Annotated in this window: 13 protein-coding genes; 9 read left to right on the top strand and 4 right to left on the bottom strand. The window is 60.6% G+C overall.

Annotated elements, in window-relative coordinates:
• Nucleotides 1–127 precede the first annotated feature (127 nt).
• Nucleotides 128–1,621 carry an aldehyde dehydrogenase gene (locus N5D61_RS06200; protein WP_279891432.1) on the top strand — a complete coding sequence of 498 codons (1,494 nt, stop codon included), beginning with the start codon at nt 128–130 and terminating at the stop codon, nt 1,619–1,621.
• Between the two features lie 214 nt (nt 1,622–1,835).
• Nucleotides 1,836–2,981, top strand: coding sequence for an MFS transporter (locus N5D61_RS06195; protein WP_108236191.1), 1,146 nt, complete (start codon nt 1,836–1,838; stop codon nt 2,979–2,981).
• Here N5D61_RS06195 and N5D61_RS06190 read toward each other — a convergent pair.
• Both N5D61_RS06190 and N5D61_RS06185 read right to left on the bottom strand, forming a co-directional pair.
• Nucleotides 2,978–4,561, bottom strand: coding sequence for a phospholipase D family protein (locus N5D61_RS06190; RefSeq protein ID WP_108236423.1), 1,584 nt, complete (start codon nt 4,559–4,561; stop codon nt 2,978–2,980). The two genes, N5D61_RS06195 and N5D61_RS06190, sit on opposite strands and share 4 nt — an antisense overlap.
• Nucleotides 4,562–4,629: 68 nt before the next feature.
• A complete protein-coding gene (locus tag N5D61_RS06185) occupies nt 4,630–6,048 on the bottom strand; it encodes a PLP-dependent aminotransferase family protein (protein ID WP_279891431.1) in 1,419 nt (472 codons plus the stop codon).
• A 177-nt stretch (nt 6,049–6,225) separates the two neighbouring features.
• Between N5D61_RS06185 and N5D61_RS06180 the strand changes: the two genes are divergently transcribed.
• The gene (locus N5D61_RS06180; protein WP_279891616.1) at nt 6,226–6,459 is read left to right on the top strand and encodes a DUF1127 domain-containing protein; all 234 of its coding nucleotides are present in this window, start codon (nt 6,226–6,228) and stop codon (nt 6,457–6,459) included.
• Nucleotides 6,460–6,546: 87 nt separating this feature from the next.
• Here the strand turns inward: N5D61_RS06180 and N5D61_RS06175 are convergent, their stop codons facing one another.
• Nucleotides 6,547–7,836: an FAD-binding oxidoreductase gene (locus N5D61_RS06175; protein WP_279891430.1), complete on the bottom strand. Its 1,290-nt coding sequence runs from the start codon at nt 7,834–7,836 to the stop codon at nt 6,547–6,549.
• A 180-nt stretch (nt 7,837–8,016) separates the two neighbouring features.
• Here N5D61_RS06175 and N5D61_RS06170 point away from each other — a divergent pair, with 180 nt between their 5' ends.
• On the top strand, nt 8,017–8,370 hold the full coding sequence (locus N5D61_RS06170) for a YkgJ family cysteine cluster protein (RefSeq protein ID WP_108236188.1): 354 nt from the start codon (nt 8,017–8,019) through the stop codon (nt 8,368–8,370).
• A gap of 18 nt (nt 8,371–8,388) precedes the next feature.
• On the opposite strand, the gene dadR is transcribed toward N5D61_RS06170, so the two are convergent.
• The gene (gene dadR / locus N5D61_RS06165) at nt 8,389–8,877 is read right to left on the bottom strand and encodes a transcriptional regulator DadR (RefSeq protein ID WP_108236187.1); all 489 of its coding nucleotides are present in this window, start codon (nt 8,875–8,877) and stop codon (nt 8,389–8,391) included.
• A 157-nt stretch (nt 8,878–9,034) separates the two neighbouring features.
• Here dadR and dadA point away from each other — a divergent pair, with 157 nt between their 5' ends.
• From dadA to N5D61_RS06140, 5 genes are all read left to right on the top strand, one after another.
• The gene (gene dadA, locus N5D61_RS06160) at nt 9,035–10,336 is read left to right on the top strand and encodes a D-amino acid dehydrogenase (RefSeq protein WP_279891428.1); all 1,302 of its coding nucleotides are present in this window, start codon (nt 9,035–9,037) and stop codon (nt 10,334–10,336) included.
• A complete protein-coding gene (locus N5D61_RS06155) occupies nt 10,308–10,661 on the top strand; it encodes a RidA family protein (protein WP_279891427.1) in 354 nt (117 codons plus the stop codon). The genes dadA and N5D61_RS06155 overlap by 29 nt, the downstream gene beginning before the upstream one ends.
• Before the next feature lie 128 nt (nt 10,662–10,789).
• Nucleotides 10,790–11,863: an alanine racemase gene (alr, locus tag N5D61_RS06150; RefSeq protein WP_279891425.1), complete on the top strand. Its 1,074-nt coding sequence runs from the start codon at nt 10,790–10,792 to the stop codon at nt 11,861–11,863.
• Between the two features lie 148 nt (nt 11,864–12,011).
• Nucleotides 12,012–12,560, top strand: coding sequence for a cupin domain-containing protein (locus N5D61_RS06145; protein ID WP_108236183.1), 549 nt, complete (start codon nt 12,012–12,014; stop codon nt 12,558–12,560).
• Between the two features lie 143 nt (nt 12,561–12,703).
• Nucleotides 12,704–13,126 carry a c-type cytochrome gene (locus N5D61_RS06140; protein WP_108236182.1) on the top strand — a complete coding sequence of 141 codons (423 nt, stop codon included), beginning with the start codon at nt 12,704–12,706 and terminating at the stop codon, nt 13,124–13,126.
• The last annotated feature ends 144 nt before the right edge of the window (nt 13,127–13,270 follow it).

Raw genomic sequence — 13,270 nt, 5'->3', positions numbered from 1 at the left:
ATTGGAAATTCCTTCGGTGCTGGTTTAGGGTGACGGATGCCTTTGGCTGACCGTCGGCCTGTCAGGCGGTGTCCTGTTGCGCGGTTGATGAGCGTCAGGGCGTGCAAATTTCATAGGAGGACATTCGATGACCACTCTGACTCATGCTGACTGGGAACAACGAGCCCAGGCGTTGAAGATCGAAGGCCGCGCCTTCATCAATGGCGAATACACCCAAGCTGCATCGGGTGCCACGTTCGATTGCATCAGCCCCGTCGATGGCCGATTCCTCGCCAAAGTCGCCAGTTGTGATGCCGCCGACGCCCAGCGCGCGGTCGAGAGTGCTCGCGCAACATTCACTTCCGGGGTCTGGTCGCGCCTGGCGCCGGCCAAACGCAAGGCCGCGATGCTGCGTTTTGCTGCCCTGATCAAAGAACACGTCGAAGAACTGGCCCTGCTCGAAACCCTCGACATGGGCAAGCCGATCAGCGACTCCTATGGCATCGACATTCCGGGCTCGGCCAATGCGTTGAGTTGGAGTGGCGAGGCCATCGACAAGCTTTATGACGAAGTGGCGGCCACGCCCCATGACCAGCTGGGTCTCGTGACCCGCGAGCCGGTCGGCGTAGTGGCGGCCATCGTACCGTGGAATTTCCCGCTGCTGATGGCGTGCTGGAAACTCGGCCCTGCATTGTCCAGCGGCAACTCGGTCATCCTCAAGCCGTCGGAAAAGTCGCCACTGACCGCGATCCGCGTCGCGCAGTTGGCCGTGGAGGCAGGTATTCCCGCTGGCGTGCTCAATGTGCTGCCGGGCTACGGTCATACCGTCGGCAAGGCGCTCGCTCTGCACATGGACGTGGACACCGCCGTGTTCACCGGCTCGACCAAGATCGCCAAACAATTGCTGATTTACGCAGGCGAATCGAACATGAAACGCATCTGGCTCGAGGCAGGCGGTAAAAGCCCGAACATCGTCTTCGCCGACGCGCCGGATCTGCAGGCGGCCGCTGAATCTGCCGCCAGCGCCATTGCGTTCAACCAGGGTGAGGTTTGCACCGCAGGCTCGCGACTGCTGGTGGAGCGCTCCATCAAGGACACGTTCCTGCCGATGGTGATCGAGGCATTGAAAGCCTGGAAACCCGGACATCCGCTCGACCCGGCAACCACCGTCGGCGCTTTGGTGGACACCCAGCAGATGAACACCGTGCTGTCGTACATCGAGGCCGGGCATACCGATGGTGCCAAGCTTGTAGTGGGCGGCAACCGTATTCTGCAGGAAACGGGCGGCACCTATGTCGAACCGACCATCTTCGATGGTGTGACCAACGCGATGAAGATCGCTCAAGAGGAGATCTTCGGGCCCGTTCTGTCGGTCCTGACCTTCGATACGGCCGAGGAAGCCGTGCAGATCGCCAACGACACACCCTACGGTCTGGCAGCAGCGGTCTGGACGTCCGACCTGTCCAAGGCCCACCTCACTGCGCGTGCATTGCGTGCGGGCAGTGTCTGGGTCAATCAGTACGATGGCGGCGACATGACGGCGCCCTTCGGAGGCTTCAAGCAATCGGGCAACGCCCGCGACAAGTCGCTGCATGCGTTCGACAAATACACCGAGCTGAAGGCGACTTGGATCAAGTTGTGAAGTGAGCGAGGTGGGGCAGTCGTCTCACCCCTTTCGCTTTTTTTCTGAACGCGAATGACCCCGAAGCATGTGTCCTGTCCAGGTAGGCGCATCTCGCCGGCCTGGGCTCGGTTGTGATCTTTTCGGGGAGATCGAATGGAGCGTCGAGCAGCCAGGCTTGTCCCAACAGCCTGGCTGTTTTGTTTTTGATTTCTTGAGCCACAGGAGCGTGGTAATGCGGTGGGGGACTTATTTCGCAGTGCTGTCGTCCGTACTGAGCGTCGGCCTGGCGCTTGGCGTCAGCATGCCGCTGGTGTCGTTGCGTCTGGAAGCTTGGGGCTATGGCGCTTTCGCCATTGGTGTAATGGCGGCCATGCCGGCGATTGGCGTGCTACTCGGCGCCAGCCTGGCCAGTCGTCTGGCTTCGACGCTTGGCACCGCCAACGTCATGCGCCTTTGCCTGTGGGGCGGGTCGCTCTCGGTTGGGTTGCTCGCCTTGCTACCCCATTACTGGATCTGGCTGGTGCTGCGCCTGATGCTCGGAGTGATCCTGACCATGGTGTTCATTCTGGGCGAAAGCTGGATCAACCAATTGGTGATCGAGCGTTTACGGGGCAAATTGGTGGCGCTCTACGGCAGTACTTATGCCCTGAGCCAGCTGGGTGGGCCGCTTTTGCTGGGCGCGCTGGGCACCGAGCACGATTATGGCTTCTGGGTCGGCGCAGCGTTGCTGGCCACTTCGCCACTGCTGCTGTTGGGTCGCACTGGCGCGCCAAGTGCCGAGTCAGGTCACGTCAGCTTCCGGGACCTCGCGGGCTTCTGTCAGCAGCTACCGGCCATTGCCTGGGCGATTGCATTGTTCGCAGGCTTTGAGGCGATGATTTTGACGCTGCTTCCGGTCTATTGCCTGCAGCAAGGCTTTACCCCGGAAGTGGCCCTGATGATGGTCAGCACGGTAGTCGTCGGCGACGCCTTACTGCAACTGCCCATCGGGGCATTGGCGGACAGAATCTCCCGTCGTGGGCTGTTTTTAGGCTGCGCCGCGGTGTTGATGCTGGCGAGCCTGGCGATTCCATTATTCGTTCACACGGTCGCGGTGTGGCCGCTCTGGGTGTTGTTCGGTGCCAGCGCAGGCGGACTGTTCACCCTGTCGTTGATCTTGATCGGCGAGCGGTACCGTGACGATGCGTTGGTGCGGGCCAATGCCCACGTCGCGCAACTGTGGGGTGTGGGCTGCTTGCTCGGGCCGCTGGCGGCTGGAGCAGGGGGGCAGTGGATCAGCGGCCAGGCGTTGCCGCTACTCATGGCGGCAGGTGCGTTCGGGCTGGTCATCCTGGCGCGCCGTGCGCGTGCTTTCGGTCCGCAGCCGGTTGCGGCCTAGAGCATTCTTTCCAGGCCGACGGCGCTGCTGAACCACGCGTTCAGGCGGCGCCACCAATCTCCCGGCTCTTTGTACAGCGTGTGAATCTTGCCGTTGTCCTCGGTGACCCAGACCACCTGGCCGTTTTCCAGCTCGGCCTGGTAGCTGACGGCCGGGGCCATACCCTGAAGGGCGAGTTCACGCAGGTGTTCCGTGAGCTCCGGGCTGTCGACCAGCACGCCCACCTCGGTGTTCCAGAGCACCGAGCGGGGGTCGAAGTTGAACGAGCCCACGAAAATTTTCTGCCGGTCAAAAATCATGGCCTTGCTGTGCAGACTCGATTCAGAGCCGCCCTTGAAGGTTTTGGTGCGTAGAAAACTGGGGCCGCTTCCCCGCGAGTTGCTGGGGTCTCCAGGCTGGCGGCGCAGCTCGAACAATTTGACCCCGTGAGCGAGCAGAGCCTTGCGATAGGGCGCGTAACCCCCGTGCACGGCAGGAACGTCCGTGGCTTCCAGGGAATTGGTCAGCAGATTGACGGACACCCCCTTGTCTGCCAGGCCGGTGAGATAGGTCAGGCCCTCCTGTCCGGGCACAAAGTAGGCCGAGATCATCATCAATTCCTGATGCACGCTCAGCAGGTCGGGACTCAACTGCGTGGTCAGCAGCAGATGGGGATCGGGCTCGCCTCGGGACAACACCTTGGTCGGCGCATCCCACAATGCCTGGTTATAGGCCCAGATCAGCTCGTTGAGCCAGGTCTTCAGGCGCGGTTGAGTCTTGTAGGCCATCAGCCGCTCATAAAGGGCTTTTTTCTCCACATGAGCCTGGTCCAGCGAGGCGGCCAAGCGCTTACGCGCCTCCGTCAGGTCTTTCATGTCTGGTGGCCAGTAGACGAAATCGTCAACCGACTTGCTCAAGGTACTGTTCCAGTACTGATCGAAGCTATGGCTCAGTTGCTCGGCAACGGGCCCTACGCCGAGCATGTCGATGTCGGTGAAATTGAGATTTGGCTCGGCGTCGAAGTACTCGTCGCCCAGATTGCGCCCGCCCACGATGGCCACCGCACTGTCGGCCAACCATAGTTTGTTGTGCATGCGCCGATGTTGCTGGGACAGGTTGAACAGGCGCCCCAGCGAGCGCGTCGCGCCGGTGCTGCGTCCGAGGTTGAGCGGATTGAACAACCTGATCTGGATATTGGGGTGGGCGGCCAGGGTAGCGATGACTTCATCCAGCCCGTCGCTGGTGGTGTCGTCCAGCAAGATGCGAACGCGCACCCCGCGGTCCGCGGCCTTGAGCAGTTCGTCGATCAGCGCGCGCGTGCTCAGGCCGTCATGAACGATGTAGTACTGCAGGTCGAGGCTGGTCTTGGCATTTCGAATCAGTTCGGCGCGAGCCGTGAACGCATCGGTGCTGTTAGGCAGCAGGCGAAAGCCGGAGCGGCCGCCATGGGGTGCTGCTTCTGCCAGGATCGAGCGCCCGAAGGGTGAGACCGAGGCTGGAATCGCCTGGCTCGGCCCGTCCTGTTGCGCAGGCTTGGTCGCGCAGCCGCTGATGCCAAAGGCCAAGGTCAGAAGAAAAGAGACTGCCCAGTGGTTCGTCAACGCTGTCATCCAGAAGTTACGTCATGGCGGTATGACCGCACGTTCAGCAAAAGGTTAACCCTGACCCATCAGGATTCAGCCATGAGCCGCGCGGCAGTTTCGCCCACCTTTTTGACGGCAGCTTCGATTTGCGGTGTAGGCTTGGCGGCAAAATTCATCCTCAGGCAGTTTCGATACTTGCCCGAGGCCGAAAAAATGCTACCCACCGCGATCTGTACGCCCTGGCCCTGCAAAGCTCTGTTCAGGCGCAACGAGTCAAAGTCTTCGTCAAACTCGACCCATAGCATGAAGCCGCCTTGCGGGCGGCTGGCGCGGGTACCCTCCGGGAAATACCGCATCACCCAATCGGTCATCAGGTCGCGGCTGCGCTGGTATTGAGTGCGCATGCGGCGCAGATGCGGCTCGTAATGCCCGGCCTGAAGAAATTCGGCAATGGCCAACTGCGGTTGGGTCGCCGTCGATCCGGTGCTGATGTATTTCATGTGCAGCGCGCGGTCAAGGTACCGCCCCGGCGCGATCCACCCCACTCGCAGTCCGGGGGCCAGTGTTTTTGAGAAGGAACTGCACAGCAAAACGCGCCCGTCTTCGTCGAAGGATTTAATTGTGCGAGGGCGTGGGTAGGTGTAGGACAAGTCGCCATACACATCGTCTTCGATGATCGCGACGTCAAAGCGCTGGGCAAGGGTCAACAGCGCCCGTTTACGGTCTTCGGGCATGTTGTAGCCCAGCGGATTGTTGCAGTTGGGAGTCAGTTGTATGGCCTTGATCGGCCACTGCTCCAGCGCCAGCTCCAGTGCATCCAGGCTGATACCTGTCAGCGGATCGGTGGGGATTTCCAGGGCCTTCATGCCCAGCCCTTTGAGCGCCTGCATCGCGCCATGGAAGCTGGGGGAGTCGACGGCGACGATATCTCCGGGCTGGCAGATCGAGCGGATACTCACGGCCAGCGCCTCCTGCGCGCCGGTGGTAATCATCAAGTCGTCAGGTGCCACCCGCGTGCCCGAATCCAGAAGCAGGCGCGCTACCTGCTCGCGCAGGCATTGGGTGCCATGGATGTTGTCGTAATGCAGACCCGGCATGTCCTGGCGGCGGCTGATCTTGCCCAGCGCCTGAGTCAAGGGCCGAAGGGTGGGGCTGGTCACATCCGGCATCCCGCGGGCGAGTTGCACCACGTCTGGGCTAGGTGTGGCCCTGGCCAGTTCCAGCACTAGCTCCCATTGGGAAATATCGACGGGCCTTTGTGCGGGGCGGCCGATTGCAGGCAACGCAGGCGCTCTGCGGTGGGCGGGCACGAAATAACCTGATTTGGGGCGCGGTGACGCCAGGCCATTGTCTTCGAGCAACCGATAGGCCTGCTGGACCGTGCTAAGGCTGACGCCATGCTCGACGCTCAAGGCTCTGACCGAAGGCAACCGATCGCCGGGCCGGTAGAAGCCGTTTTCAATGCGGGTGCCGATTAATTCGGCAAGGTTAACGTAGAGGGTCATGGCGTACTCTCGCATCGTGGCGCATCGGCGGACCGATACAGATGACGGGAAAATACAGCATTCAGGATCCGCTGAGGATGATCTGTATGCAAAAAATAAGAATTATTTGAATCTGTATTGGTTTTCCATACAGACGCATCATGGAATCACTTGAAACCCATGATGAGGTGTCTGGAAATGGCTGGGATAAGTGACGTTCGTTTATCGCTGTATGGTAGGGAATTGCTGGATGGTCAAAAAACCACTGTCCGCAGCCGCGGGCTTGAAGGGCTGAGCTTGTTGGGGCTTTTCCGGCAACGGCAAAGCACTCGCCGCGCATTGCTTGCGCTCACTGAGGAGCAACTGCGGGACATCGGTCTGACTTACGAGCAGGCTCGTCATGAAGGGCTCAAGCCGTTTTGGAGGGAATGATGCGCGCGGCGCGTAAGTTTCCCTGGTGTCATGTCGCGCGACGTCTCGCTGTGGCAGCCCAACTGTGCTGCCACAGCGATTCATTGATCAAACCAACTCTTTCATTCGATGCCATAACATCCCCAACGCCAGCAAGGGCGAGCGCAAATGCTTGCCGCCAGGGAAGGTGATGTGCGGAATTTGCGCGAACAGCTCGAAGCCGCCGCTGTGTTGGCCGCTTATGGCTTGGCCCAGCAATTTGCCCGCCAAATGCGTGGCATTCAGGCCGTGACCTGAATAGGCCTGCGCGTAAAACACATTGGGGTGATCCTTGAGACGCCCGATCTGCGGCAGGCGATTGGCGCCGATGCCGATCATGCCGCCCCACTGAAAATCGATTTTTACATCCTTGAGTTGTGCAAACACTTTGAGCATCTTCGGCTGCATGTAAGCGCCGATGTCCTGAGGGTCGCGACCCGAATAGTGGCAGGCGCCGCCAAACAACAGGCGACGATCCGCCGATAACCGGAAATAATCCACGGCGACACGCTGGTCGCACATGGCGGTGTTGAGCGGCAGCAATTGCTGGGCAAGCGCTTCGCTCAGCGGTTCGGTGGCAATGATATAGCTGCCTGCGGGCAAGACTTTGCCGCTGAGGGTAGTGTCCAGCCCGTTGAGGTAGGCATTGCAACCCAGGACCAGAGAGCTCGCGCGGACCACCCCCTGCGTCGTATGGACTTTCACCTCAGTGCCGTATTCCAGGCGGGTCACGGCAGAACGCTCATAGACCTGCACGCCCAACGACTGCGCAACGCGGGCTTCGCCCAACGCCAGATTCAGTGGGTGCAGATGCCCGGATCCCATGTCCAGCAGGCCGCCAGCGTAGCGACCGGAGTCAATCACCGTCTGCATCTCGTTGGCTGGGACCAATCGCAACTCGCGCGTGTAGCCCAGGCCGCGCAGTTCTTCCACATCCTCAGCGAATCCTTCGAATTCCTTGGGTTTGTTGGCCAGATCGCAGTAGCCCCAGGTCAGATCACACGCGATCTGATACTTCTCGATGCGCTCACGCACGATGTCCACGGCTTCCAGACCCATGAGCTTGAGCTGACGTACGCCTTCGTCGCCGATGTCGCGGCGAAACCGTTCGACATGGTGGCCGACGCCCCGAATCAACTGCCCGCCGTTGCGCCCGCTCGCGCCCCAGCCAACGCGGTGCGCCTCTAGCAGTGCGACGCTGAGGCCGCGCTCGGCCAGTTCAATGGCGGTGTTGAGCCCGGTAAAACCGCCGCCGACCACGCAGACGTCTACCGAGACTTCGCCTTTGAGCGTTGGGTAGTCCGGCTGTTCGTGGCTACTGGCCGCGTAATAAGAAGCGGCATGGGGAGAGACGGTCATACGGAATCTCGGCTGGCTGTCGGAAAGTGCTTAGGAGGGTAACGAGGTGATTTGAAGGCGGCAAGGCGTACCAGGTGCTGGCTCTCTGAGCCCTTGCGCTGGACGCGCACGCGTCCAGAACGCTGTCAGCCATTCCCTCGTTAAGGCACAATCATGCCTTTCACAGGGAAAACTGCCGTAATGAGCTGCAATAGCCAGAGGATTCGCGACCTGCGGCGACAGATTCCATCGTTTGCTTGTATACCGGGTTGCCATGACTGCTGTGGGCCAGTAACCACGTCCTCCGAGGAGATGGCGCGGTTGCCGCGCAAAAGCCCGGCCGAGCAGGAGGCCGCGCTGAACGCCTTGAATTGCGTGCACCTGGGGCCTGACGGCTGCACCGTTTACGATGAGCGTCCGCTGATCTGCCGCCTGTTCGGTACCACGCCCACGCTGCCATGCCCCAATGGTCGCCGTCCTGAGGTCCTGATCCATCCTCGCGTGGAAAAGCAGGTGCATGCGTTCATCGCCTCCACGCGTCAGGTATTGGTCTGACGAGCCCAATGGCTTCCATCATTCCGGGATCGGCAGACTCAGACTCTCCTTCACTTCTTCCATCACGATATAGCTCTTGGATTCCCGCACGTGGGGCAGCTTGAGCAAGATGTCGCCCAATAGCTTGCGGTAGGAGGCCATTTCGGAAATCCGGGCCTTCACCAGATAGTCGAAATCTCCCGACACCAAGTGGCACTCCAGCACGTGGGGTAATTTAAGAACGGCGCGGCGGAACTCTTCGAAGGTGTCCCCGGATTTGTAGTCCAAGCTGATCTCGACGAAAACCAACAGGCTGGCCTTGAGGTTTTGCGGGTTGAGGCGAGCGCTGTAGCCCATGATGATGCCTTCGCGTTCAAGGCGACGGACCCGCTCCGTACACGGCGTCGTTGACAGGCCGACACGTTCGCCCAGCTCGGTGAACGAAATCCTTCCGTCGTTCTGAAGGATGCGCAGAATGTTGCGGTCGATCTTGTCCAGCTCACGTTTTGACTGGTGTTGAGTGCGCATGGCCAAGCCTCTCTCTGCTAAACCGTCGGATGTCCAGAATTAACGCCGAATATAGGCGTTTATATAGTGAAAAGCACTGCCAGCCGCTGCTTATACTGCGCACATCTTGGCTCGAAACTTCAAAACGTCAGCGGATATCCGCGATGAGGGAATTCACATGCGCGTGCTGGTCCTTGGAAGTGGCGTAATCGGTGTTACCAGTGCTTACTACCTGGCCCGGGCGGGTTTCGAGGTGACGGTCGTCGACCGTCAACCTGCCGCTGCCATGGAGACCAGTTTCGCCAACGCCGGGCAAGTCTCGCCGGGCTATGCATCGCCTTGGGCGGCGCCGGGCGTGCCGCTCAAGGCCATCAAATGGTTGCTGCAGCGCCATGCGCCACTGGCCATCAAGGCCACTGGTGATGTGAACCAGTACCTGTGGATGGCGCAAATGCTGCGTAACTGCACGCAGAGTCGTTACGCAGTGAACAAAGAGCGCATGGTCAGGCTGTCCGAATACAGCCGTGACTGCCTTGACGAACTGCGTGCCGAGACCGGCATCGCCTACGAGGGCCGCACTCTGGGTACCACCCAGCTGTTCCGAACCCAGGAACAATTGGATAACGCCGCCAAAGACATCGCCGTGCTAGAGCAGGCCGGTGTGCCCTACGAGGTGCTCGACCGTGAGGGCATCGCGCGTGTCGAACCGGCGCTGGCGAGCGTTAGCCATATCCTCAGTGGCGCGCTGCGCTTGCCTAACGATCAGACCGGCGATTGCCAACTGTTCACGACGCGTCTCGCCGAGATGTGTGTGAAGTTAGGCGTTGAATTCCGTTTCGGCCAGTCCATCGAGTCGATCGATTTCGCGGGCGATCGAATCAATGGCGTGCGGGTCAACGGTCAATTGGAAACCGCCGATCGCTACGTCTTGGCGCTGGGCAGCTACTCGCCACAACTGCTCAAGCCGCTGGGCATCAAAGCCCCGGTTTATCCGCTCAAGGGTTATTCGTTGACGGTGCCGATCACCCGCCCTGACATGGCGCCGACTTCCACCATCCTTGACGAAACTTACAAAGTTGCCATCACCCGTTTCGACAACCGCATCCGGGTCGGCGGTATGGCAGAAATCGCGGGTTTCGATCTCTCGTTGAATCCGCGTCGGCGGGAAACGCTGGAGATGATCGTCAACGACCTCTATCCTCAGGGCGGCGATCTGAGCGAGGCCAGTTTCTGGACCGGCTTGCGTCCGACCACCCCGGATGGCACGCCTATCGTCGGCGCCACGCCCTATCGCAACCTTTTTCTGAACACCGGCCACGGCACGCTGGGCTGGACCATGGCGTGCGGCTCCGGTCGTTTGCTCGCTGATCTGATCGCCCGCAGAAAGCCGCAGATCAGTGCCGAAGGCCTCGATATTTCCCGCTACGGAAGCTCCAAGGAGATCGCCCGACATGTCAGTACAACGCCAGCTCACCAATGAGCGCATGAGCCAGATCGTCGCCCACAACGGCACCCTGTACCTCGCCGGGCAAGTGGCTAACGATCTGAATGCGGGAATCGAACAGCAGATCCGTGAGACGCTCGGCAATATCGAGCGTCTGCTTGACCTGGCCGGGACCGACACTACCCGGTTGTTATCGGTGACGATTTATCTGAAGGACATCGACGCGCATTTCGCCGCGATGAACAGCGTGTGGGATACCTGGCTGCCAAAGGGCGTTGCACCTGCGCGTGCAACCGTTGAGGCGAAGATGGCTGCCCCGAACGTGCTGATCGAGATCTCGGTGATCGCTGCACTGCCTTAACGCCTTACCTGTAGGAGCGCGCTTGCCCGCGATGACGTCATGCCTGCCGTATCGGCGTTGACTGACAGGACGCATCGCGGGCAAGCGCGCTCCTACCGTTCAAAAACTCTCAGACTAGAAGCCCCACCATGCGTCCAGCCCGCGCCCTTATCGACCTCCAGGCGTTACGCCACAACTATCAGTTGGCCCGCGAAACCGCTGGTGCCAAGGCTCTTGCCGTGATCAAGGCCGATGCGTACGGACATGGTGCGGTGCGCGTCGCTCAGGCGCTGCAAAGCGAGGCCGATGGTTTTGCCGTCGCGTGTATCGAGGAAGCGCTGGAGCTGCGCCAAGCCGGCATTCGTGCGCCCATCCTGTTGTTGGAGGGTTTTTTCGAGGCCGACGAGCTGGCGCTGATCGTCGAGCATGAGTTCTGGTGCGTCGTACACTCGATGTGGCAAGTGGAGGCCATCGAGCACGCTCCTGTCGGCAAGCCACTGAACATCTGGTTGAAGATGGATTCAGGCATGCACAGAGTCGGCGTGCACCCCGACGAGTATCAATCGGCTTACCACCGGCTGCTGGCCACGGGCAAGGTTGCCAGCGTCGTACTGATGACTCACTTCGCCCGTGCCGATGAGCTGGGCAGCGGGCGCACCGACGAACAAGTGGCGATTTTCCAGTCGGCTCGGGAAGGGTTGGCGGCCCAGGTCAGTCTGCGCAATTCGCCGGGGGTGATGGGCTGGCCAACCGTACCGAGCGATTGGGTGCGCCCCGGGATCATGCTGTACGGCGCTACGCCCTTCGACCAAGCGCAATCGGTAGCGGACCGTCTGCAGCCAGTCATGACCCTGGAGTCTCGTGTCATCTGCGTGCGCGAGCTGCCCGCAGGCGAGCCGGTGGGCTACGGCGGGGCATTCGTGACCGATCGCGCCATGCGCATCGGCGTCGTGGCGATGGGGTACGCGGACGGTTATCCCCGCCAGGCGCCTACCGGCACGCCGGTCGCGGTTGAGGGCCAGCGCAGTCAGTTGCTGGGTCGGGTCTCGATGGACATGCTGTGCGTCGACCTGACCGACGTACCGACGGCAGGCGTAGGCAGCCGTGTCGAATTGTGGGGTAAGCAGGTGCTTGCCAGCGATGTCGCGGCGAGCGCGGGCACCATCCCTTATCAGATATTCTGCAACCTGAAGCGGGTGCCAAGGCTCTATTCCGAGGCCTGACCGCTGCATGTCAACGCGTAGTGCGCGGCTGTTCGCGGCCGCCAGTCTTCTGGTCGATTCCCGATCTGCTCAAGTGTTGTAAATACTGAACGCTGTTGCCATGATGGCGGCCACGTGACCGTGCTTGACTATCAGGAGGACCCCCGCATTGGACGTCGGTGAGCGACTGCAATCCATTCGCAAATTAAAAGGTCTGTCTCAACGTGAACTCGCCAAACGAGCGGGCGTGACCAACAGCACCATTTCCATGATCGAGAAAAACAGCGTGAGCCCGTCGATCAGCTCGTTGCGCAAGGTGCTGGGTGGCATTCCGATGTCCATGGTGGAGTTCTTTTCCGAAGAGCTCGAACCCGAAAATCCGACGCAGGTCGTCTACAAAGCCAGCGAACTGATCGATATTTCGGACGGCGCTGTCACCATGAAACTGGTGGGCAAATCCCATCCGGGCCGTGCCATTGCCTTTCTGACCGAGGTCTATCCACCCGGCGCCGACACGGGTGAAGAAATGTTGGTTCATGAAGGTGAGGAGACCGGGATTCTGGTCGAAGGCCGGCTCGAACTGGTGGTGGGGATCGACACCTACGTGCTCGAAGCCGGCGACAGCTACTATTTCGAAAGCACGCGGCCCCATCGCTTCCGCAATCCGTTCGACGCACCTGCACGGCTGATCAGCGCCGCCACGCCTGCAAACTTCTGAGCCGCCCCGCCCGCATTCTGCGGGTGGGCCAGGTCAACCCCGCTCCTTGAACGACCGACACCCTACGGGGCACCCGCTATACTTTCGCAACCTGCGGCTGACCAAGACCGCGGTAGCGTCATAGCCACCGTGAGGGTGAAAGCGTGAACCTCAATAATAAGATCCTGGCTGTCATCGCACTGCTTGCCTGGTGGGTATTCGCTGCACAGGCCTCCTCTAGGGATGATCTCGCCAAGCGACTCGAACCGGTCGGCCAAGTCTGTATTCAGGGTAAGGAATGCCCAGGTATGGACGTCGCCGCGACAGCGGGCAGCACGGGTGGGGCCAAATCGCCGGACGATGTCATTGGTAAGCACTGCAATGCCTGCCATGGTGCGGGCCTGCTTGGGGCGCCCAAGATCGGTGACAGCGCCGATTGGAGCAAACGCGCCAAGGAACAGGGCGGCCTTGATGGCCTGCTGGCCAAAGCCATCACCGGCATCAATTCCATGCCCCCCAAAGGCACCTGCGCCGACTGTTCGGACGACGATTTGAAGGGCGCGATCAAGAAAATGTCCGGGCTGTAACGCCTCAGGGTCCATGACCAGAAGCGAGGCGCCATGTTCAGAAAATCACTGATGCTTTCGGGGCTTTCGCTACTCGGCGGGACTAATCTGCACGCCATAGTGGCCTACGGGCAGAATCAAAAGCCGTGCAGCAATTCCTCTCCA

This window comes from Pseudomonas sp. GD03842 (assembly GCF_029841165.1).
Lineage (GTDB): Bacteria > Pseudomonadota > Gammaproteobacteria > Pseudomonadales > Pseudomonadaceae > Aquipseudomonas.
This window is presented reverse-complemented; position numbering and strand designations above follow the sequence as displayed.

Bases quoted from the DNA above. Each gene is read 5' to 3' on its own strand.
- N5D61_RS06200 (WP_279891432.1), top strand. From the start codon at position 128: ATGACCACTCTGACTCATGCTGACTGGGAACAACGAGCCCAGGCGTTG.
- N5D61_RS06195 (WP_108236191.1), top strand. From the start codon at position 1,836: ATGCGGTGGGGGACTTATTTCGCAGTGCTGTCGTCCGTACTGAGCGTC.
- N5D61_RS06185 (WP_279891431.1), bottom strand. From the start codon at position 6,048: ATGACCCTCTACGTTAACCTTGCCGAATTAATCGGCACCCGCATTGAA.
- N5D61_RS06180 (WP_279891616.1), top strand. From the start codon at position 6,226: ATGGCTGGGATAAGTGACGTTCGTTTATCGCTGTATGGTAGGGAATTG.
- N5D61_RS06175 (WP_279891430.1), bottom strand. From the start codon at position 7,836: ATGACCGTCTCTCCCCATGCCGCTTCTTATTACGCGGCCAGTAGCCAC.
- N5D61_RS06170 (WP_108236188.1), top strand. From the start codon at position 8,017: ATGAGCTGCAATAGCCAGAGGATTCGCGACCTGCGGCGACAGATTCCA.
- dadR (WP_108236187.1), bottom strand. From the start codon at position 8,877: ATGCGCACTCAACACCAGTCAAAACGTGAGCTGGACAAGATCGACCGC.
- dadA (WP_279891428.1), top strand. From the start codon at position 9,035: ATGCGCGTGCTGGTCCTTGGAAGTGGCGTAATCGGTGTTACCAGTGCT.
- N5D61_RS06155 (WP_279891427.1), top strand. From the start codon at position 10,308: ATGTCAGTACAACGCCAGCTCACCAATGAGCGCATGAGCCAGATCGTC.
- alr (WP_279891425.1), top strand. From the start codon at position 10,790: ATGCGTCCAGCCCGCGCCCTTATCGACCTCCAGGCGTTACGCCACAAC.